General features: G+C 75.5%; 14 protein-coding genes. 8 read left to right on the forward strand and 6 right to left on the reverse strand.

Features of this window, described 5'->3' with window-relative positions; all coding sequences use genetic code 11:
• Window positions 1-41: 41 nt before the first annotated feature.
• The 3 genes from O4J56_RS17675 to O4J56_RS17685 all read left to right on the forward strand — a co-directional run bounded on the left by O4J56_RS17675 (window position 42) and on the right by O4J56_RS17685 (window position 4575).
• Window positions 42-1760 carry a glycerol-3-phosphate dehydrogenase/oxidase gene (locus O4J56_RS17675; RefSeq protein ID WP_270687061.1) on the forward strand — a complete coding sequence of 573 codons (1719 nt, stop codon included), beginning with the start codon at window positions 42-44 and terminating at the stop codon, window positions 1758-1760.
• Between the two features lie 84 nt (window positions 1761-1844).
• Window positions 1845-4073, forward strand: coding sequence for a glycosyltransferase (locus O4J56_RS17680; RefSeq protein WP_270687062.1), 2229 nt, complete (start codon window positions 1845-1847; stop codon window positions 4071-4073).
• A gap of 202 nt (window positions 4074-4275) precedes the next feature.
• A complete protein-coding gene (locus O4J56_RS17685; protein WP_270687063.1) occupies window positions 4276-4575 on the forward strand; it encodes a hypothetical protein in 300 nt (99 codons plus the stop codon).
• Window positions 4576-4724: 149 nt separating this feature from the next.
• On the opposite strand, the gene O4J56_RS17690 is transcribed toward O4J56_RS17685, so the two are convergent.
• Window positions 4725-5675 carry an NADP-dependent oxidoreductase gene (locus O4J56_RS17690; protein ID WP_270687064.1) on the reverse strand — a complete coding sequence of 317 codons (951 nt, stop codon included), beginning with the start codon at window positions 5673-5675 and terminating at the stop codon, window positions 4725-4727.
• Between the two features lie 189 nt (window positions 5676-5864).
• On the opposite strand from O4J56_RS17690, the gene O4J56_RS17695 reads away from it, so the two are divergent.
• The 5 genes from O4J56_RS17695 (at window position 5865) to guaA (ending at window position 14292) form a co-directional block, all read left to right on the forward strand.
• On the forward strand, window positions 5865-7271 hold the full coding sequence (locus O4J56_RS17695; protein ID WP_270687065.1) for a 3' terminal RNA ribose 2'-O-methyltransferase Hen1: 1407 nt from the start codon (window positions 5865-5867) through the stop codon (window positions 7269-7271).
• Entirely contained in the window at window positions 7268-9886 is a 2619-nt protein-coding gene (locus tag O4J56_RS17700) for a polynucleotide kinase-phosphatase (RefSeq protein ID WP_270687067.1), read from the forward strand. The genes O4J56_RS17695 and O4J56_RS17700 overlap by 4 nt, the downstream gene beginning before the upstream one ends.
• Before the next feature lie 88 nt (window positions 9887-9974).
• Window positions 9975-10994 carry a UDP-glucose 4-epimerase GalE gene (gene galE / locus O4J56_RS17705; RefSeq protein ID WP_270687068.1) on the forward strand — a complete coding sequence of 340 codons (1020 nt, stop codon included), beginning with the start codon at window positions 9975-9977 and terminating at the stop codon, window positions 10992-10994.
• A gap of 88 nt (window positions 10995-11082) precedes the next feature.
• Window positions 11083-12657 (forward strand): succinic semialdehyde dehydrogenase, encoded by a 1575-nt coding sequence (locus O4J56_RS17710; protein ID WP_270687069.1) that lies wholly within the window; start codon window positions 11083-11085, stop codon window positions 12655-12657.
• Window positions 12658-12705: 48 nt separating this feature from the next.
• On the forward strand, window positions 12706-14292 hold the full coding sequence (guaA, locus tag O4J56_RS17715; protein WP_270687084.1) for a glutamine-hydrolyzing GMP synthase: 1587 nt from the start codon (window positions 12706-12708) through the stop codon (window positions 14290-14292).
• Between the two features lie 51 nt (window positions 14293-14343).
• Here the strand turns inward: guaA and O4J56_RS17720 are convergent, their stop codons facing one another.
• The 5 genes from O4J56_RS17720 to O4J56_RS17740 all read right to left on the reverse strand — a co-directional run bounded on the left by O4J56_RS17720 (window position 14344) and on the right by O4J56_RS17740 (window position 20975).
• Window positions 14344-16224, reverse strand: coding sequence for a protein kinase family protein (locus O4J56_RS17720; protein ID WP_270687070.1), 1881 nt, complete (start codon window positions 16222-16224; stop codon window positions 14344-14346).
• Window positions 16225-16424: 200 nt separating this feature from the next.
• Entirely contained in the window at window positions 16425-17174 is a 750-nt protein-coding gene (locus O4J56_RS17725) for an SRPBCC family protein (RefSeq protein ID WP_270687072.1), read from the reverse strand.
• The gene (locus tag O4J56_RS17730) at window positions 17171-18034 is read right to left on the reverse strand and encodes an FAD binding domain-containing protein (RefSeq protein ID WP_270687073.1); all 864 of its coding nucleotides are present in this window, start codon (window positions 18032-18034) and stop codon (window positions 17171-17173) included. Before O4J56_RS17730 ends, O4J56_RS17725 begins: the two co-directional genes overlap by 4 nt.
• Window positions 18031-20424 carry a xanthine dehydrogenase family protein molybdopterin-binding subunit gene (locus tag O4J56_RS17735; RefSeq protein ID WP_270687074.1) on the reverse strand — a complete coding sequence of 798 codons (2394 nt, stop codon included), beginning with the start codon at window positions 20422-20424 and terminating at the stop codon, window positions 18031-18033. Before O4J56_RS17735 ends, O4J56_RS17730 begins: the two co-directional genes overlap by 4 nt.
• Window positions 20421-20975, reverse strand: coding sequence for a (2Fe-2S)-binding protein (locus tag O4J56_RS17740; protein ID WP_270687075.1), 555 nt, complete (start codon window positions 20973-20975; stop codon window positions 20421-20423). Before O4J56_RS17740 ends, O4J56_RS17735 begins: the two co-directional genes overlap by 4 nt.
• Window positions 20976-21001: the final 26 nt, after the last annotated feature.

The raw sequence follows: 21001 nt of genomic DNA on the forward strand, positions 1-21001 counted from the left end.
AGGGGCGGGGAGTAGCGGCAGGAACCGTTCGGGAGGCGGCAATGGCGGCGACCACACGCATGGGACCGGAGGAGCGGGCCGAGAGCCTGGCCCGCATGGCGACCGGGGAGCTGGACGTCCTCGTCGTCGGGGGCGGCATCGTCGGGGCGGGCACCGCCCTGGACGCGGTGGCGCGCGGGCTGAAGGTGGGCCTGATCGAGGCCCGCGACTTCGCCTCGGGCACCTCCAGCAGATCCAGCAAGCTCATCCACGGCGGGCTGCGCTACCTGGAGCAGCTCGACTTCGAGCTGGTCCGCGAGGCCCTGACCGAGCGCGGGCTGCTGCTCCAGCGCATCGCCCCGCACCTGGTCCGCCCGGTGCCGTTCGTCTTCCCCTTCACCCACCACTGGGAGCGGCCCTACATCGGGGCCGGCGTCGCCCTGTACGACACCCTGTCGATGACCATGGGGACCTCCCGCGGCCTGCCGCACCACCGCCACCTGACCCGCTCGGGGGCGCTGCGGGTGTTCCCCGCCCTGCGCCGCGACGCCCTGGTCGGGGCGGTGCAGTACTGGGACGCCCAGGTCGACGACGCCCGCTACGTGGTCACCGTGCTGCGCACCGCCGCCGGGCTCGGCGCCGGGATCGCCTCCCGGGTGCAGGCCACCTCCTTCCTGCGCGAGGGAGAGCACGTCACCGGCGCCCGCGCCACCGACCTGGAGACCGGCGAGGAGCTGGAGATCCGGGCCAAGCAGGTGGTCAACGCCGCCGGGGTGTGGACCGACGACATCCAGGAGATGGTCGGCGGGCGCGGGCAGATCCACGTGCGCGCCTCCAAGGGCATCCACCTGGTGGTGCCGCGCGACCGCATCCAGGCCTCCTCCGGGCTGATCCTGCGCACCGAGAAGAGCGTGCTGTTCGTCATCCCGTGGGGGCGGCACTGGGTCATCGGCACCACCGACACCTCCTGGGACCTGGACAAGGCGCACCCGGCCGCCAGCCGCCGGGACATCGACTACCTGCTCGACCACGTCAACCGGGTGCTGCGGGTGCCGCTGACCCGCGACGACGTGGAGGGGGTGTACGCGGGGCTGCGGCCGCTGCTGTCCGGGGAGTCCGACGAGACCTCCAAGCTGTCCCGCGAGCACACCGTGGCCCACCCCGTGCCCGGCCTGGTGCTCATCGCCGGGGGCAAGTACACGACCTACCGGGTGATGGCCAAGGACGCGGTGGACGCGGTCGCCCACGGGCTGGACGGGCGCATCCCCGACTCGGTGACCGACCGGCTGCCGCTCGCCGGCGCCGACGGGTACGCGGCGCTGTGGAACCAGCGCCGGGCGATCGCCCGCGACGCCGACCTGCACCCCTCGCGGGTGGCGCACCTGCTGCGCCGGTACGGCTCGATGGCGGCCGAGGTGCTGGAGCTGATGAAGGAGGACCCCGGGCTCAAGGAGCCGCTGACGGGGGCCGACGACTACCTGCGGGCGGAGGTGGTCTACGCCGCCCGCAGCGAGGGCGCCCGCCACCTCGACGACGTGCTGACCCGGCGCACCCGGGCGGCGATCGAGACGTGGGACCGCGGCATCGCGGCGGCCCCGGAGGCGGCGCGCCTGATGGCGGGCCCGCTGGGGTGGGACGACGCGCGGGTCGAGCGCGAGGTGGAGTACTACCGCAAGCGCATCGAGGCCGAACGCGCCGCCCAGGAGCAGGACACCGACCAGGAGGCGGACGCCGTGCAGCACGGCGCGCCGGAGGTCGTCCCCGAGGACCTGGTGACCTGACGGACGTTCGTCCTTTGTGGTCCTTTGTCGGACTTTTGCCCGCGGTCCGGGACGGCCTCCCGGACCGCGTCCTAACCTGCAGACGTGGCCGTACTCAGCGCAGTCGTGTGCGTCGCGGGCACCGGGGACGAGCGTGAGGACCCCCGGGAGTGCCTGCGCTCCATCGCCGGGCAGACCCTCGGCGACGTGGAGACGATCGTCGTCGAGGCCGGCGGGGAGGGGCCCGGGGCGGCGCGCAACGCCGGCGCCGCGCGCGCGTCCGGGGAGTTCCTCGCCTTCGTCGACGCCGCCGACCGCCTGCCGCCCTACGCCTTCGGCGCCATGGTCAACGGCCTGCGCGCCTCCGGATCCGACTTCGCCACCGCCGCGCAGTGCGCCGCCGCGCCCCGCGTGCCCGAGGCGCCCGTCCTGGGCACCCACATCAGCGAGCGGCCCGGACTGCTCGGCGACCACTCCGCGACGGGCAAGGTGTGGCGCCGCGCCTTCTGGGAGTCCGAGGGCCTGGCCTTCCCCGAGCACGCCGGGCGCACCGCCGAGATGCGCCTGGTGGTCCCCGCGCACTTCACCGCCGGGGCCGTCGACGTGCACACCGGCCGCTTCGCGCTGGGCCCCGACCCCGCCGCGGCGGCCGCCGACGCCCCGCCCGAGGAGCTGTTCGCCGTCGTGCGGGCCACGGCGGGGGCCGTCGCCGCCGCGGCGGGCGAGGCCGACCGGGGCGACTGGGACGCCCACGCGCTGACCGGGGTGCTCGCCCGGTCGCTGCGCCGGGCCGCCGCCGACGACGACGGCGCCGGGCTGGGCGCCTTCGCCGAGGTCGCCAACTCCTACCTGGACACCGTGGACCCGCGGGTGCTGCGGCGGCTCCCGGTGCTCGACCGCCTCGCCTGGTACCTGGTCCGGCGGCACATGCCCGACGAGCTGCAGCGCCTTCTCGCCTTCGCCCGCGAGGCCGGGCCCGAGGACCTGCGCGCGCACGCCTACGCGGTGCGCCACGGCACCCGCTGGTACGCCGACTACCCCTTCCACGACGACCCGCTGGCCGAGGTGCCCCAGGCCCTCTACCGCCTCGACGCCGAACTCGACATCGAGCAGCGCGCCGAGGAGGCGCGCTGGGACGGGCCGCGGCTGGCCGTGCGCGGGCGGCTGCGCCTGGGGTTCCTGCCGCCGGACGGGCGGTTCCGCCAGTACCTGCGGGCCCGCGCGGTCAACCGCGGCACCGGGGCCAAGGCGCGCGTGCGCGTGTGGATCCGCCCCGCCAACGCCTTCGACGAGCCGCGCGGGGCCGTCACCGCCCGCCGCGACTGGGGCGGGTACGAACTGCGGCTCGACGCGCGCGACCTGACGGCGAACGGGACCTGGCGCCCGGGGGAGTGGAACGTCGACCTGTGGGCGGTCAACCGGGGGGTCACCCGCCGCGCCCGGCTGTCCGCGCCCGAGCACGGCGCGGCGTGCCGCCCGCCCGCCGCGGAGGTCGAGCCGGGGGTGTGGGTGCGCCCCGAGTGGCGGCGCGACGGGCTGGTGCTGGTCGTCGACCCGCTGCGGGCGCGCATCGACGCCTGCGCCTTCGAGGACGGGCGGCTGGAGCTGTCCGGGCCCGTCGCCGCCGAGGTGCTGGACCGCACGCGGCTGCGCCTCACCCGGCGGCCCGGCGACGCCGTGCTGGACGTGCCGATGGAGCGCGACCGCGCCCAGGGGCGGTTCACCGCCCGGGTGCCGGTGGACGAGCTGACCGGGGGGTTCGCCGAGCGCAGCGCCGCACCGGGGGGACCGGAGTCGGCCGAGCTGTGGGACTGCGCCCTGGTGGTGGACGGCAGGGTGGAGGCCCGCGTCGCCCTGGAGGGGGACAAGGCCGAGGGCGCGGCGCAGGTGGGGCCGGACCGCGCGGTGGCGGTGGAGCACGATGGGCCCGGCTGGGCGGTGCTCCGCGTCGGCCTGACGGCGCCGGTGGTGGCCGGCGCCGAGTGGCGCGACGGCGAGCTGCGGCTGTCGGGGCCGTTCCCGGTCCGGGCGGCCGCCGCCGAGCTGGTGCTGACCGACGTGGACACGGGTGCCTCCACCCGGGCGCCCGCGAGCGTGGACGGCGAGCACTTCTCCGCCGTGGTCCCCGACGGCCTGCCGGACGGCAGGCACCGGGCCGTGCTGGACATCGCCCGCGACGACGGGTCCCGGGAGCGCCGTCCCCTGGTGGTGGAGGGGGCGCTGCTCGACGAGCTCCCCTTCGCCGGCTCGGCGGCGGGCGGCCGACCGTTATCCCTGGACGCGGACTCCCCGAGGGACCCCCTCCTGGCGGCCGGCCCCGACGCGATGCCGTAGCGGGACACGCGCACCCTCGTTGATCTCGGGAAAAGCGACGCTTCCGGCGCGGTTTTAGCGTCGTTTCTCCCGAGATCATCGCGGCTCTTGGTCGAGCCTTTACCCGCGGATGGCCGTGTCACGGTTCAGGCGGACGGGGCACGGGAGGAAGGTGGGACCCGTCCACCTGGGAGAACGACCGGAGAAGGCGAGGCGAGCGGACATGACCGCGCTCGACCACCGCGTACACGAGGGCCACGGCCACGCCCACGGCCCCGACTGCGGACACGTGGCGGTGCCGCACGGGGACCACACCGACTACGCGCACGACGGACACCTGCACCGCGAGCACGAGGGGCACTACTGCGAGTGCGAGCCGTCCGGGCACACCGCCCACGACGACCACCCGCACGCCCACGGCCCCGACTGCGGCCACGTCGCCGTGCCGCACGGGGACCACACCGACTACGTCCACGACGGCCACCGCCACGCCGCCCACGACGGCCACTGGGACGAGCACTAGGACCTGTCCGGAGTTCGGCGGCGCCCCGTCGAGTGCGCGCCCCCTCGTCGATGATCTCGACGAAAGTGCTGTCATTCCGGCGGATTTGGCAGCACTTTCGTCGAGATCATCGCCTGAGAGGCAGGGTGAAGGGGAACTCCGGACAGGACCTAGATCCGCAGCACCGTCTTGCCCCTCGCGCCTCCCGAGCGCAGCCGGGTCAGGGCCGAGGGGGCGTCCTCCAGGTCCGCCTCGTGGTCGATGTGCACCCGCAGCCGCCCCGCGTCGATCAGGTCGGCCAGGACCGCCAGCAGGCGCGCGCTGCCCCGGTTGCTGTAGTTGATCCCGGTGATGCCCCGCTCGGCCAGGGCGCCCGTGTCCAGCGCCCCCTGGGTGCTGGCCACCGTCCCGCCCGGGCGGTGCACCGCCGGGAGCAGCGCCGCCACGCCCTCGGCGTCCTGCACCAGGTCGATCACCGTGTGCACGCCGTCGGGGCACAGCTCCAGCAGGCGCTCGGTGATCGGCCCCCGGGTGTGGTCGAGCACCTCCGCGGCGCCCAGGTGGCGCATCCACGCCTCGGCCTCGGCGCCCGCGGCGGTGGCCGCCACCGTCGCCCCCCGGTCCCGGGCGAACTGCACCACCGACTGGCCCACCCCGCCGGTGGCCCCCACCACCAGCACCTTCTGCCCGGCGTCCACCCCGGCCGCCTCCACAAGCCCGTAGGCGGTCATGGTGGCCGTGGGCACCGCCGCCGCCTGGGTGAACAGCATCCCCTCGGGCATCCGCGCGACCGCGTCCTCCTCGGTGGCCAGCGTGTACTCCGAATAGCTGCCCAGCCCCTGCGGGATCCGCAGGAACTGGCCGTACACCCGCTCGCCCGGGCGGAAGGCGCTCACCCCCTCGCCGACGGCGTGCACCGTCCCCGCGCCGTCGCTGCCCAGGATCAGCGGGAAGGAGTGGTGCACCGCGCGGCGCAGCAGCCCCTCGGCGACCTTCCAGTCGAACGGGTTCACCCCGGCCGCGCGCAGGTGCACCAGGAACTCCCCGGGGCCCGGCACCGGTGCGGGCAGGTCCATCACTTCGGGTTCGGCGCCGAAATCGGCGACGGCGACGGCACGCATCGGATCCCCCCCCTGAATCGGCACGCGTTGAAAACGCGGCATGCGCCCCCTGACGTGGGAAAGCGTCCCCGCGCAGGGGAGCGGCCAACCCTTCTGGGCCCCGCGGGGACCTCTTCCGGCCAGGGAAAAGGCCCGCGGCGGGGGAAAATTCGGTCGAAACACCGACCGTCGTGGGCCACACTCGGACGCGTGCTTCTGACGATCACCGCCCGATTCCGGAACGCGACCGACCTGGGGTACCTGCTGCACAAGCACCCCGACCGGGTGCAGGAGTTCGCGCAGACCCACGGCACGGCCCACGTGTTCTACCCCGAGGCCGGGCCCGACTCCTGCACGGCCGCGCTGCTGCTCGAGGTCGACCCCGACCGGCTGCGGCGCGCCCGCACCCGCGCCTCCGCGGCGTCCTTCGCGCTGGCCTCCTACGTCAACGACCGCCCGTACGCGGCCTCGTCGCTGATGTCGGTCGCGATCGGCGACGTGTTCCGCACCGCCCTGCGGGGCCGCTGCGCCGCCCGCCCCGAGCTGGCCGCCACCGCCCTGCCGCTCACCCTGTCGCTGCCCGCCGTGCCCTGCCGCGGCGGCCCCGACGAGGCCCACGCGCTCTTCGAGCCGCTCGGATGGCAGGTCCGGGCCGACCCGGTCCCCCTCGACCCCGGCCTGCCCGACTGGGGCGACTCGCGCTACGTCTCCCTCACCCTCACCGGGGAGCGGCGCCTGTCCGACGCCCTGTCCCACCTGTACGTGCTGCTGCCGGTGATGGACGGCGCCAAGCACTACTGGGTGGCCGACGACGAGGTGGACAAGCTCGTCCGCAACGCCGGGGACTGGCTGGCCGGGCACCCGCTGCGCCCCCGCATCACCTCCCGCTACCTGGCGCGCCGCCGCCACCTCCACCGGCAGGCCGACGCCCGGATCGACGCCCTGGGCGCGCTGGAGGACCTGCCCGAGGAGCCGGTGGCCGAGCGGCCCCCGGAGGAGGAGGCGCGCGAGCGCGAACCCACCCTGGCCGAGCGCCGCGCCGGGGCGGTGCTCAGCGCCCTCAAGGCCGAGGGCGCCCGCACCGTCCTGGACCTGGGCTGCGGCGCCGGGCAGCTGGTGCGCCGCCTGCTCGCCGACGCCGATTTCACCCGCGTCACCGGGGCCGACCCGTCCGCGGACGCGATCACCGCCGCCCACCGCCGCCTGCGCACCGCGCGCATGTCCGAGCGGGAGAGCGCCCGGCTCGACCTGTTCTGCGCCTCCGGGGTCTACCGCGACCCGCGGTTCCGGGGCCACGACGCCGCCGTGCTGATGGAGGTCGTCGAGCACCTGGACCCGTGGCGGCTGCCCGCCCTGGAGCACGTGGTCTTCGGCGACGCCGCGCCCCGCACCGTCGTCGTCACCACGCCCAACGCCGAGTACAACGCCAACTACCCGGGACTGGGGGAGGGCCGGATGCGCCACCCCGACCACCGCTTCGAGTGGACCCGGGCCGAGTTCGCGGCCTGGACCGAGCGGGTCGCCGCCACCCACGGCTACCGGGTGCGGCTGCTGCCGGTCGGCCCCGAGGACGCCGCGACCGGATCACCGACCCAGATGGGGGTGTTCACCCGATGAGCGAGGAGCGCGAGAGCACCGCGGGCGAGGGCACCGCGGGCGAGGGCGCCGAGCGGGTGCTGCGCGTGCCCGACGCCGGGCTCGTGCTGCTGGTCGGGGTCTCCGGCTCCGGCAAGTCCACCGCGGCCGCCCGCTGGTTCCGCCCCACCCAGGTCGTCTCCTCCGACGCCTGCCGGGCGCTGGTCAGCGACGACGAGAACGACCTGGCCGCCACCGGGGACGCCTTCGAGCTGGTGCACACCATCGCCGCCAAGCGCCTCAAGCGGCGCCTGCTGACCGTGGTCGACGCCACCAACGTGCGCAAGGACGACCGGGCGCAGCTGGTGCGCATCGCCAAGGAGCACGACCTGCCCGCGGCGGCGGTCGTGCTGGACGTCACCGAGGGCACCGCCAACAAGCGCAACGCCGAGCGGACCGACCGGGACATCCCGCCCCGGGTGGTCTCCCGCCAGCGCCGCGACCTGCGGCGCGACCTCAAGCGCATGGACCGGGAGGGGTTCCGCCGCGTCCACGTGCTGCGCGGCGAGGAGGAGGCCGCCGCCGCGCGGGTCGTCCCCGAGCGCTCCTGGAACGACAAGCGCGACCTGGCCGGGCCCTTCGACATCATCGGCGACGTGCACGGCTGCCGCGCCGAGCTGGAGGAGCTGCTCGGCAAGCTCGGCTACGGCATCGAGCGCGACGGCGAGGGCCGCGCGGTCGGCGCCCGCCACCCCGAGGGGCGCACCGCCGTCTTCGTCGGCGACCTCGTCGACCGCGGCCCCGACTCCCCGGGGGTGCTCCGCCTGGCCATGGGCATGGTGGCGGCGGGCGACGCGCTGTGCGTGTCCGGCAACCACGAGGCCAAGCTGGTGCGCGCCCTCAAGGGGCGCAACGTCAAGCGCACCCACGGCCTGGCCGAGACCCTGGACCAGCTCGCCGCGGAGGGGGAGGAGTTCAGCGCCCGCGCGCTGGAGTTCTGCGACCGCCTCGTCTCCCACTACCTGCTGGACGGCGGGAAGCTCGTCGTGGCCCACGCCGGGCTCAAGGAGTCCTACCACGGCCGCTCCTCCGGGCGGGTGCGCTCCTTCGCCCTGTACGGCGACACCAGCGGCGAGACCGACGAGTACGGGCTGCCCGTCCGCCACGACTGGGCCGCCGAGTACCGGGGCCGCGCCGCCGTCGTCTACGGCCACGTGCCCACCCCCGAGGCCGAGTGGGTCAACAACACCCTGTGCCTGGACACCGGGTGCGTGTTCGGCGGGCGGCTGACCGCGCTGCGCTACCCCGAACGGGAGATCGCCGCCGTCGACGCGCACACCACCTGGTACGAGCCCACCCGGCCGCTGCGCCCCGAGGCCGCCCCCGCGGCGGCGGGGCCCGATGCGCCGGGCGTGGTGGACGCCGCCGTGCTCGGCGTGCTCGGCCGGGGCGGCGGCACCGCCGTGGAGACCGCCCACGGCAGGGTGCGCATACCCGAGGCCAATGCCTTGGCCGCGATGGAGGTGATGAGCCGGTTCGCCGCCGACCCGCGGTGGCTGCTCTACCTGCCGCCGACCATGGCGCCCGCGCCCACCTCGGCCGACCCGGCGCTGCTGGAGCGGCCGCAGGAGGCCTTCGAACGGTTCCGCGCCGACGGGATCGGCCGCGTCGTGTGCCAGGAGAAGCACATGGGCTCGCGCGCCGTGGCCGTGGTGTGCCGCGACGCCGAGGCGGCCGGGCGCCGCTTCGTGCCCGGCGCGCTCGGCGCCGTCTACACCCGCACCGGCCGCCCGTTCTTCACCGACCCCGCCGCCGAGCGGGAGGTGCTGGAGGAGCTGCGGGCCGGGCTGACCGCGTCCGGGGCCTGGGAGCGGCTCGGCACCGACTGGGTCGCCCTGGACGGGGAGATGCTGCCCTGGTCGGCCAAGGCGGAGGGGCTCATCCGGGAGCAGTACGCCTCGGTGGGCGCCGCCGCGCGCGCCGCACTGCCCGCCGCCGCCGAGGCTCTGGAGCGCGCCGCCGGGCGCGGCCTGGACCTGGGCGCCCTGCGCGGGCGGGTGGACGCCGCGCGTGAGGACACCGAGGCCTTCAGCGCGGTCTACCGCCGCTACACCTGGCCGACCGAGGGCGCGGCCGGGCTGCGGTACGCCCCGTTCGCCGTGCTGGCGGCCGAGGGCGCGTCGTTCACCGGCCGCGACCACCTGTGGCACATGCGCTTCACCGAGTCCCTGGCCGAGCACTGCCCGCTGGTGCGGACCACCCGCTACCTGGTGGTGGACGCCACCGACCCGGACGCCGTCGCCGAGGCCGCCCGCTGGTGGGAGGGGCTGACCGGGGCCGGGGGCGAGGGCATGGTGGTCAAGCCCTTCGACGGCGCGGAGGCCGCCGGGGCCAAGGGGCTCGCCCAGCCGGGGCTGAAGGTGCGCGGGCCGGAGTACCTGCGCATCATCTACGGCGCCGACTACCTGCGGCCCGAGCGGCTGGAGGGGCTGCGGGAGCGCACCCTGGGCCGCAAGGCCTCGCTCGCCCTGCGCGAGCACCGCCTCGGGCTGGAGTCCCTGGCCCGGCACGCCCGGGGCGAGCCGCTCGCCCGCGTGCACGAGCCGGTGTTCGGCGTGCTGGCCCTGGAGTCCGAGCCGGTCGACCCGCGGCTGTAGGCGCGGGGGTGCGCCCGTGCGCGCCGGTGCCCGGTGACGGGCACCGGCGCGCATATGCTGGGGCGCGAACCGACGAGGGGAGCGGCACGTGAAGGTCCTGCTGACCGGGGGAGCGGGCTACATCGGCACCCACACCGCGGTCGAACTGGCCGCGGCCGGGCACGACCCGGTGGTCTTCGACGCGCTCTACAACAGCCGCCCCGAGGCGGTGCGCAGGGTGGAGCGGATCACCGGCCGCACCGTCCCCTTCGTCGAGGGCGACTGCGCCGACCGCGCCGCCGTCGAGCGGGCCTTCGCCGAGCACCGCCCCGACGCGGTGATCCACTGCGCCGGCCTCAAGGCCGTCGGGGAGTCCACCGAGCGGCCGCTGGCCTACTACCGCAACAACCTCGACGGCGTGCTCGCCCTGTGCGAGGTGATGGCCGAACACGGCGTGTTCCGCCTGGTGTTCAGCTCCTCGGCCACCGTCTACGGCGACCCGGCCACCGTCCCCATCACCGAGGACATGCCGCTGTCGGCGACCAACCCCTACGGCGCCACCAAGCTGTTCGCCGAGCGCATCCTCGCCGACGCGGCCGCCGCCGACCCGCGCTGGCACGCGGTGTCGCTGCGCTACTTCAACCCGATCGGCGCCCACCCCAGCGGCCTCATCGGGGAGGACCCGCGCGGCGTGCCCGCCAACCTCTTCCCCTACATGTCCCAGGCGGCCACCGGCCGCCGGGAGGCGCTGCGGGTCTTCGGCGACGACTACCCCACCCCCGACGGCACCGGGGTGCGCGACTACCTGCACGTGGTCGACCTGGCCCGGGGGCACGTGGCCGCGCTGGAGCACCTGGACGACGCCCCCGGCCACCGCGTGTACAACCTGGGCACCGGCCAGGGGACCTCGGTGCTGGAGGCGGTGCGCGCCTTCGAGGAGGCCACCGGCGCGGCTGTCCCGCGCGAGGTGGTCGGCCGCCGCCCGGGCGACATCGCCGTCTGCTACGCCGACCCGTCGGCGGCCCTGCGCGACCTGGGGTGGAAGACCGAGCTGTCGATGGCCGAGGCGTGCGCCGACGCCTGGCGCTGGCAGACGCGGAACCCGGACGGCTACGCGGCCGCGGAGTAGCGGGGAGGGGCCGGTCGGCGCCCCGACCTCGGGGAAGCGTGGTTACCGAACGGTAGTCAGGGGACGCCCGCCGAACTATGCTCCCCGCATGGGTACCGACACGCGAACCACCGCAGAGCCCCCCGTCCTGGACCCCGCGCTGGTCGACCGCCTCACCGGACGCGTGCAGAGCACCACCGGCCACACGGCGGCCACCCACGCCCCCTTCACCGGCAAGCCCCTGGCCGAGCTGCCGGTCTCCTCCGCCGCGGACGTCGCCCGCGCCTTCGAGCGCGCCCGCGCCGCCCAGCGCGCGTGGGCCGAGCTCACCCCCGCCGAGCGCGCCGCCCCCGTGCTGCGCTTCCACGACCTGGTGCTCGACCGCCAGCGGGAGATCCTCGACATCATCCAGCTGGAGACCGGCAAGGCCCGGCGCCACGCCTTCGAGGAGGTCTACGACGCCGCCGCCGGCCCACTGCACTACGCCCGCAGCGCCCCCCGCCTGCTCGGCCGCCGCCGCGTCCCCGGCGCCATGCCCGTCGCCACCCGCGCCTACGTGCACCACCAGGCCAAGGGCGCCGTCTCGGTCATCACCCCCTGGAACTACCCGCTGTCGCTGCCGGTCAGCGACGCCGTCCCCGCCCTGCTCGCCGGCAACGCCGTCGTCGCCAAGCCCGACACCCAGACCGCCCTCACCGCGCTGTGGGCCATCGACCTGCTCGTCGAGGCCGGGCTCCCCGAGGACCTGTGGATCCCCGTCATCGGCGAGCCCGCCGAGATCGGCGACCCGCTCATCGACCACGCCGACTACGTCGCCTTCACCGGCTCCAGCGCCGCCGGGGCCTCCATCGCCCAGCGCGCCGCCGCCCGCCTCATCGGCTGCTCGGCCGAGCTCGGCGGCAAGAACCCGATGATCGTGTGCGAGGACGCCGACGTCGAGTGGACCGTCGAGGGCGCGCTGCGCTCCTGCTTCAGCAACGCCGGGCAGCTGTGCATCTCCACCGAGCGGATGTACGTGCACGACGCCGTCTACGACGCCTTCGTGCCGCGCCTGGCCGAGGCCGTGCGGAACATGGAGCTGTCGACCGCCTTCGACTTCTCCGCCGACATGGGCTCGCTCACCTACCGGCGCCAGTACGACCGGGTCGTCCAGCACGTCGAGGACGCCCGCGCCAAGGGCGCCGAGATCCTCGCCGGCGGCCGCCCCCGCCCCGACCTGGGGCCGCTGTTCTACGAGCCCACCCTGATGACCGGGGTCGAGCCCGCCATGGAGGCCTGCGGCGGGGAGACCTTCGGCCCCGTCGTCTCCATCTACCGCTACCGCGACGACAACGAGGCCGTGGACCTGGCCAACGACACCGACTACGGCCTCAACGCCAGCGTGTGGACCCGCGACACCGCGCGCGGGCGCCGCCTGGCCGAGCGCATCCGCTCGGGCACGGTCAACATCAACGAGGGCTTCGCCGCCGCCTGGGCCAGCTACGGCGGCCCCATGGGCGGCATGAAGCGCTCCGGCCTGGGCCGCCGCCACGGCGCCGAGGGGCTGCTGCGCTTCACCGAGCCGCAGACCATCGCCAGCCAGCACTACATCGGCTTCGGCGGCCCGCCCGGGATGGACTACGACAAGGTGGCCGCGCTCATGACGGCCGGCGCCCGGATGATGAAGCGGTTCCGGCTCCGATGAGGCCCTAAACTGGTGTCGATCCACATCTACCTGCGGGAAGGCCGATACGTGTCCCTTGCCGGTGCTGGCGACAGCACGTTCGACACCGTTCTCGTCGTCGACTTCGGCGCGCAGTACGCGCAGTTGATCGCGCGGCGGGTGCGCGAATGCCACGTCTACAGCGAGATCGTCCCCTCGACGATGCCCGTCGAGGAGATGCTCGCCAAGGAGCCCAAGGCGATCATCCTGTCCGGCGGCCCCTCGTCGGTGTACGCCGACGGCGCGCCGCAGGCCCCCGAGGGCCTGTTCTCCACCGGGGTGCCCACCTTCGGCATCTGCTACGGCTTCCAGGCCATGGTGCAGGCGCTGGGCGGCACCGTCGCCCGGACCGGGCTCAGCGAGTTCGGCCGCACCCGCGCCGAGCTGGCCACCGACTCCGTGCTGTTCACCGGGGCGCCCGCCGAGCAGTCGGTGTGGATGTCGCACGGCGACTCGGTCACCGAGGCGCCGGAGGGCTTCCGGACCACCGGCACCACCGCCGGGGCGCCCGTCGCCGCGATCGAGGACGCCGGGCGCGGCCTGTTCGGCGTGCAGTTCCACCCCGAGGTGATGCACACCGAGCACGGCCAGGAGGTGCTGCGCCGGTTCCTGTACGAGGGCGCCGGGTGCCGCCCCACCTGGACCATGGTGAACATCGTCGATGAGCAGGTGGAGCGGATCCGCGCCGAGGTCGGCTCCAAGCGGGTCATCTGCGCGCTCAGCGGCGGCGTGGACTCGGCGGTCGCCGGTGCGCTCGTCCAGCGGGCCGTCGGCGACCAGCTGACCTGCGTCTTCGTGGACCACGGGCTGCTGCGCAAGGGCGAGGCCGAGCAGGTGGAGAAGGACTACGTCGCCGCCACCGGGGCGCGCCTGGTGGTGGTCGACGCCCAGGACCGGTTCCTGGACGCGCTGGCCGGGGTGAGCGACCCCGAGGACAAGCGCAAGATCATCGGCCGGGAGTTCATCCGCGTCTTCGAGCAGGCCGCCCGCGAGGTGGTCGCCGAGGCCGGGGCCGGCGGCGAGGAGGTCGAGTTCCTCGTCCAGGGCACCCTGTACCCGGACGTGGTCGAGTCCGGCGGCGGCACCGGCACCGCCAACATCAAGTCCCACCACAACGTCGGCGGGCTCCCCGACGACCTGGCGTTCACCCTGGTCGAGCCGCTCCGCGAGCTGTTCAAGGACGAGGTGCGCCGGGTCGGCGAGGAGCTGGGCCTGCCCCCGGAGATGGTGTGGCGCCAGCCCTTCCCCGGACCGGGGCTGGGCATCCGCATCGTGGGCGAGGTCACCCGCGACCGCCTGGAGGTGCTGCGCGAGGCCGACGCGATCGCCCGCGAGGAGCTCACCCGCGCCGGGCTGGACCGCGACATCTGGCAGTGCCCCGTGGTGCTGCTGGCCGGGGTCCGGTCGGTGGGCGTCCAGGGCGACGGGCGCACCTACGGCCACCCCGTGGTGCTGCGCCCCGTCAGCAGCGAGGACGCGATGACCGCGGACTGGTCGCGGCTGCCCTACGAGGTGCTGGCGACCATCTCCAACCGGATCACCAACGAGGTGCGCGAGATCAACCGGGTGGTGCTGGACGTGACCAGCAAGCCCCCGGGCACCATCGAGTGGGAGTGACGGAGACGGCGAGGGTGTGGGCCCCGGCGGCGCGGTCGCCGGGGCCCACGCTCAGTCCAGCCGGATGAAGTCGGCGCGCTGCGCCAGGTCGGGGTAGTCGAGCCCGCAGTAGCCCACGTCCTCGCTGTCGCGGCGGATGTCCACGCTCGCCGTCGGCGCCAGGCCGCAGTACCAGCCGTCGACGTCCTCGACGACGTACCCGGTGCCGGCCTTCTGGTCGTCGGGCATGCCCAGGTAGGTCTCGGTGGCCGCGCGGGCCGACGCGCAGGACACCTCCTCCGAGGTGCCGACGAGCATCGCCTCGTCCACCCGGGGGACGCCGTCCACCGTCCCGCACAGCCAGGTGTCCAGGTCGCCGTCGAACCCGGAGTACTCCAGGGTGAAGGTCGGTGCCTCCGGGTCCGCCCCGTACTCCAGGCGCAGCGGGCGGCCGTCCTGCGCGACCCACAGGGAGAAGCCGTTCTCGGCCTCCCCCTCCGGGGCCGCCGTGGTGAAGGTGCCGGTGAACCGCGTGGCCTCGGCGCCGTCCACCTGCTCGTCGGTGCGCTCCTGCACCTCCATGCTCTCGGCGAGCTCGGTGAATGGTGCGGCGGCCGCGTCGCGGTCCAGCCGCTCCGCCCACGGCGATCCCTCGACCTGCGCCTGGATGTAGTGGTCGGTCAGGCCCTGGTTCAACGCGGGGTCCGAGTAGACGCTGCGCTGCTTCCCGGCGCCCGAATCGGGCAGCCACAGCGTCTGGGTGCCCGGCTCCCCTTCGGCGATCAGCAGGAACACGTCCGGGTCGGCGCGGAAGACGAGCTCGGAGCGGCGCGGCTCGGGGCCGCCCTCGTCGACCTCCTCCTCCACCCGGTAGGAGTCGGTCTCCTCGAAGAGCGTGACGATGCCGTCCACGACCTCCTCGGCGCTCCCCAGCTCAGGGGAAGGGCTGGGCGAGGGGGACGGCGGCGGCGCGGGCGCGTCCCCGGCGACCGTGCGGGCCGTGTACAGGCCGCCCACCCCGATGCCGGTGGTGCCCAGGACCGCCACCGCGATGACCGCCGCGAGCTTCCCGGCGGAGATGCTCCCCATGGCCGCGGGGGCCTCAGCGGCGGAGGCGGACGGCGGCGCGGCCGCGTCCCAGTCCCCGTCCGGCCACCCGGCCGCGGTGCGGGCGACGTCCGCCCACAGCGACGAGAGCAGGCCGCGCAGCGTGTCCGCCAGGTCCTCGGTCGGCACCGAGCGGATGTCCTGGTCGATCGCGAAGTCGACCAGGCCCCGGTAGATCGACTCGGCCTCCGGGCGCGCCAGGGGGCGCGCGTCCATGGCCGCGCTCAGCATCGGCCGCAGCGAGGCGGGGACGCCCTCCAGGTCGGGGGCGCCGTCCGGCCCGTACGGGGAGCGGCCGGTCCCGGCCGCGGCGACCAGGGCGCCCCACGCCGCCACGTCGGCGGCGCTGTCGGCGCCCGGGCGCGGTGCACCGGTCCCCGCCGGGCGCGGCCCGGTGGCGGTGAGCACGACCCGGCCGGGGCGCAGGTCGCCGTGGACCGCGCCGACGGCGTGCATCCGGGCCACCGCCTCGGCGGTCCCCGCGGCGAACGCGAGCAGCGCGTCCGGGCCGAGTGGGCCGTGCGCGCGCAGATAGGACTCCAGGTCCGGTCCGGGGGAGTGGGCGGTGGCGATCCAGGGCGGGTCGGCCGCCGGGTCGGCGGAGACGACCTCGGGAGCGCATACACCGCCCGCCCCCTGCAGGGCCGCGGCGCGGCGGGCGAACACCTCGCGCACGCCGGGGTCGGAGGCGAAGGCGGGGGCGAGGACCTCCACGGCGACGCGGCGCCCGGAGGCGTCGTGGGCCCCGTACACGGTTCCCCAGCCGCCCTGCCCCAGTCGGCCGGCCAGGCGGTAGGGGCCGATGCGCGCGGGGTCGCCCGGCGCCGGCGGTCCGAGTCCGGCCATGAGCGTCTTCCTTACTAATGCGGGGAGCCCGCACGAGCATGGAGGAAGGGGGGAGGGCTCGCACGGGGGGTGTCAGGCACGTGTGCGAGCCGATCCTACGCCGAACCGGAGAATCGTAAGGGGGGATGCCGGTGAGTTGGGCCCCGTCCGGGCCGGGTGGGCCCCGGACCCTCGGGGGCCGCACCCGGACCCACCCGGGCTCACCCCTGTCTTCTCCTCCTGCTCCTCCTGCCCCGGCGCCTGAGCCAGCGGACGCCCAGGAACAGCACCAGGACCCCCGCGGCCAGCGGGACCAGGCGCTTGAGCACGGGCGCTCCGGCCGCCCGCAGCACGTCCAGGGCCTCCTCCTCGGCCTCCGCCGCGCTGCCGGCGGCCCGGTGCACGGCGTGGACCGCGTGCACCGCGCTCGCGGCCTCGTGGGCCGGGGCCCTGCCGTCGGCCCCGGACGCGGCGGGCTCGGGGGCGGCGGGCCGGTCCTCCGGCTCCGGGGCGGCCTCCCCGGAGGCCAGCTCCTCCGCCAAGGACTCGGCGAACCTGTTCACCAGGCGGCCGCTCACGTCCGCCATCACGCCGCGCCCGAACTGGGCCACCCGGCCCGTCACCTTCAGGTCCGCCACGACCTCCACCCGCGTCGCCCCGGCGCCGTCGTCGGCCAGCGTCGCCACCACGGACGCCGACGCCGTGCCGCTGCCCCGGGCCTCCTTGCCCGAGGCCTCGATGCGCACCCTCCGCGCGTCGGCGTCCTTCTCGGTGAAACGGGCCTGCCCGCGGTAGGTCACCGTGATCGGCCCGACCTTCACCCTCACCTTCCCGGTGACCGTGTCGCCGTCGACCGACTCCAGGGTCGCCCCCGGCACGCACGGCGCCACCCGCTCCGGGTCCAGCAGCACCTCCCACGCGCGCCCCACCGGGACCGGGACCCCGAACCCGTGCTCCAGTCGCATGCTCACGCTGGTCCCCCCTCCGATCCCGCCGCATGTGCCAGCGCCCGCCCGGCCAGCACCCCGGCCAGGTGCCGCCGGTAGTCGGCGCCGCCGTTCAGGTCGCTCGGCGGCGACCCCGCCCCCGCGGCCTGGGCCCCGGCGGCGCGCAGGTCCTCCGCCCCGGCGGCACCGGCGCAGGCCCGCTCGGCCTCCCCGGCCCGCACCGGCACCGGCGCCATGTTGGCCAGCCCGACCCGCGCCTCGGCCACGGCCCCGTTCTCCCGCCGCACCGCCGCGGCCACCCCGACCACCGCCCACGCCTGGGCGGTGCGGGTGAACTTCTCGTAGTGGAACCCCCAGCCGGTGAGCTTGGGCACCCGCACCGCCGCCAGCACCTCGCCCGGCTCCAGGGCGGTGGTCAGGTAGTCGGCGAAGAACTCCGGCGCCGGGACGGTGCGGGCGCCGCCCGGCCCCTCCACCTCCATCTCGGCGCCCAGCGCCAGCACGGCGGCGGGCAGGTCGGCGGCCGGGTCGGCGTGCGCCAGCGACCCGCCGAGCGTGCCGCGGTGGCGCACCGCCGGGTCGGCCACGGTCCGCGCCGCCATCGCCAGCAGCGCGCAGTGCTCGGCCACCAGCGGGTCGCGGACCAGCTCGTGGTGGGTGGTCAGGGCGCCGATCCGCAGCGCGCCGCCGTCGTCGGCCACCCCGCGCAGCCCGTCCACCCCGGACAGGTCCACCACGGTGGTGGGCGCGGCCAGCCGGAACCGCAGCAGCGGCACCAGGCTCTGCCCGCCCGCCAGCGCCTTGGCGTCCTCGTCGGCGGCCAGCGCCGCGACCGCCGCGCCCAGCGAGTCCGGGCGCAGGTACTCGAACGGGGCCGGGATCATCGGCCCTCACCTCCGTTCCGGGCCTGTCGGGCCTCCTGGAGCGCCCGCCACACCCGCTCGGGCGTGCAGGGCATGGGCACGTCGCGCACCCCGAAGGGGCGCAAGGCGTCCACCACCGCGCCGACCACCGCCGGGGTCGAGGCGATGGTGCCCGCCTCGCCCACCCCCTTGGAGCCCAGCGGGTTGGTGGTGGACGGGGTCACCGTCCGGTCGGTGGTGAAGCCGGGCAGGTCGGCCGCGGACGGCAGCAGGTAGTCCGCCATGGTCGCGGTCACCAGCGTGCCGTCGGCGTCGTGCACCGCCTCCTCGTACAGCGCCTGGCCGATGCCCTGGGCGAGCCCGCCGTGCACCTGGCCCTCCACGATCAGCGGGTTGATCACGGTGCCCACGTCGTCCACGGCCGTGTAGCCGCGGATGCGCACCGCCCCCGTCTCGGTGTCCACCTCCACCGCGCACAGGTGCGTGCCGTGCGGGTAGGAGAAGTCGGACGGGTCGTAGGCGGCGTCGGAGTCCAGGGACGGCTCGGCCCCCTCCGGCAGGTCGTGGGCGGCGAACACCGCCAGCGCCACCTCCTGGATGGTGGCCGCCGGCCGCTCGGTGCCGCGCACCCGGAAGCGCCCGCCCTCGAACTCCAGGTCGTCCTCGGAGGCCTCCAGCATGTGCGCCGCCATCACCCGGGCCTTGCCCACCACCCGCTCGCAGGCGTGCACCAGCGCCGACCCGCCCACCACCAGCGAGCGCGAGCCGTAGGTGTCCAGCCCGCGCGGGGAGACCCGGGTGTCGCCGTGCAGCACCCGCACGTCCTCCACCGGGACGCCCAGACGGTCGGCGGCGATCTGCGACCAGGCGGTCTCGTGCCCCTGCCCGTGCGCCGAGGAGCCCGTCACCACCTCCACCTTGCCGCTGGGCAGCATCCGCACCGACGCGTGCTCCCACCCGCCGGCGCCGTAGTTCAGCTCGCCCAGCATGCGCGAGGGCGCGATCCCGCACATCTCCGTGTACGTCGACACCCCGATGCCGAGCTGCACCGTGTCGCCGTCCTTGCGCCGCCGCTCCTGCTCGGCCCGCAGCTCGCGGTAGCCGAACAGGTCCAGCGCCCGGTCGGTGGCCGCCTCGTAGTCCCCGGTGTCGTAGGTGAGCCCGGCGACCGTGGTGTAGGGGAACTCCCCGCTGCCGATCCAGTTGCGGCGCCGCAGCTCCACCGGGTCCATGCCCAGCTCCTCGGCGAGCTCGCCCATGATCCGCTCGATGGCGTAGGTGGCCTCAGGCCGCCCCGCGCCCCGGTAGGCGTCGGTGGGCATCGTGGTGGTGAACACCCCGGTGCAGGTGAAGGAGTAGGCGTCCATCTTGTAGATGCCCGGGTACATGAACGCGCCCAGCAGCGGGACCCCGGGGGTGACCAGCATCAGGTAGGCGCCCATGTCGGCGAGCAGGTCCACCTTCAGCCCGCGCAGCCGCCCGTCGGCGTCGGCGGCCACGGACACGTCCTGGATCTGCGCCCGGCCGTGGTGGGTGGTCTGGAACCCCTCCGACCGGGACTCGGTCCACTTCACCGGGCGGCCCAGCCGCCGCGCGAGCAGGAGCAGCAGCACCTCCTCCGCGGTCACCTGCAGCTTCGAGCCGAAGCCGCCGCCCACGTCGGGGGCGACCACCCGGATGTCGTGCTCGGGGATCCCCGTGACGGTGGCCAGCATCAGCCGCAGCACGTGCGGGATCTGGGTGGCCGACCACATCGTGTACCCGCCCTCCTCGGGCTGGCACACCACCGAGCGCGGCTCCATGGCCGCGGGGATGAGGCGCTGCTGCCGGTAGCGCCGGGTCACGACGACGTCCGCCCCGGCGAAGGCCGCGTCCACGTCCCCGTTGGAGAACGGCCACACATAGGCCCGGTTGGTCCCGGCGTCGGCATGCACCGCGTCGGCGCCGTCGGCCAGGGCCTCCTCCAGGTCGAGCACCGCGGGCAGCGGCTCGTAGTCGACGTCGATCTCCTCCAGGGCGTCGGCGGCGCTCTCCGGGTCGCGGGCGACGACGCATGCCACCGCCTCCCCGGCGTAGCGCACCTCGTCCACGGCCATCGGCGGGTGGGCCGGGGTGACCATGTCCTCGGTCACCGGCCAGGCGCAGGGCAGCGACCCCTGCTCGTCGGCGACGTCGGCGCCGGTGAACACGGCCGCGACGCCGGGCATCTCCCGCGCGCGCGAGGCGTCCACGTTCCCGATCCGCGCGTGCGCCATGGGGCTGCGCAGGAACGCCACGTGCAGGGTGCCGGGGGGTTCGATGTTGTCGGTCCAGCGGGTGCGGCCGGTGAGCAGCCGGGCGTCCTCCTTGCGCGGCAGCGGGCGGCCGGTCTGCGGGGAGGTGTCGGGGGTGCTCTCGGGGGCGGCGGTCATGCGGCTCCACCTCCCACCGGGGTGCGCTCGGTCGGGGCCTCGGCCGCGGCCAGGTCCTCCGCGTGCATCCCGGCCGTACGCATCTCGGCCGCGCGCATCTCGGCCGCGGCGTCGAGGACGGCCGCGACGATGTTCGCGTAGCCCGTGCACCGGCACAGGTTCCCCTCCAGGCCCTCGCGGACCTCCTCCTCGGTCGGGTCGGGGTTGTCCTGCAGGAGGTCGGAGGCGGCCATGAGCATGCCGGGGGTGCAGTAGCCGCACTGGAGCGCGTGGCGGCGGTGGAACGCGGTCTGGAGGGGGTGCCAGGCACCGTCGGAGGCCATGCCCTCGACGGTGTCGATCCGGCTGCCGTCGGCCTGCACGGCCAGGACGGTGCAGCTCTTCACGGACGCGCCGTCCATCAGGACGGTGCAGGCGCCGCAGTTGCTCGTGTCGCACCCCACGGGGGTGCCGACCTTCCCGAGGCGGCGGAGGTGGTGGACGAGGAGTCGGCGGGCTTCGACCTGGTCGTCGTAGCGCACGCCGTCGACGGTGACGCGGATGTCGGGCATGGGGGCGCGGCCTCCCGTTCCGGATC

The sequence above is a fragment of the Nocardiopsis endophytica genome, assembly GCF_027706725.1.
In the GTDB taxonomy this organism is placed as follows: domain Bacteria; phylum Actinomycetota; class Actinomycetes; order Streptosporangiales; family Streptosporangiaceae; genus Nocardiopsis_A; species Nocardiopsis_A endophytica.

What these genes read in the sequence shown, in the direction of transcription:
- O4J56_RS17675 (WP_270687061.1), top strand. Translation starts at nt 42, where the DNA reads ATGGCGGCGACCACACGCATGGGACCGGAGGAGCGGGCCGAGAGCCTG.
- O4J56_RS17685 (WP_270687063.1), top strand. Translation starts at nt 4,276, where the DNA reads ATGACCGCGCTCGACCACCGCGTACACGAGGGCCACGGCCACGCCCAC.
- O4J56_RS17690 (WP_270687064.1), bottom strand. Translation starts at nt 5,675, where the DNA reads ATGCGTGCCGTCGCCGTCGCCGATTTCGGCGCCGAACCCGAAGTGATG.
- O4J56_RS17700 (WP_270687067.1), top strand. Translation starts at nt 7,268, where the DNA reads ATGAGCGAGGAGCGCGAGAGCACCGCGGGCGAGGGCACCGCGGGCGAG.
- O4J56_RS17710 (WP_270687069.1), top strand. Translation starts at nt 11,083, where the DNA reads ATGGGTACCGACACGCGAACCACCGCAGAGCCCCCCGTCCTGGACCCC.
- O4J56_RS17720 (WP_270687070.1), bottom strand. Translation starts at nt 16,224, where the DNA reads ATGGCCGGACTCGGACCGCCGGCGCCGGGCGACCCCGCGCGCATCGGC.
- O4J56_RS17730 (WP_270687073.1), bottom strand. Translation starts at nt 18,034, where the DNA reads ATGATCCCGGCCCCGTTCGAGTACCTGCGCCCGGACTCGCTGGGCGCG.
- O4J56_RS17735 (WP_270687074.1), bottom strand. Translation starts at nt 20,424, where the DNA reads ATGACCGCCGCCCCCGAGAGCACCCCCGACACCTCCCCGCAGACCGGC.
- O4J56_RS17740 (WP_270687075.1), bottom strand. Translation starts at nt 20,975, where the DNA reads ATGCCCGACATCCGCGTCACCGTCGACGGCGTGCGCTACGACGACCAG.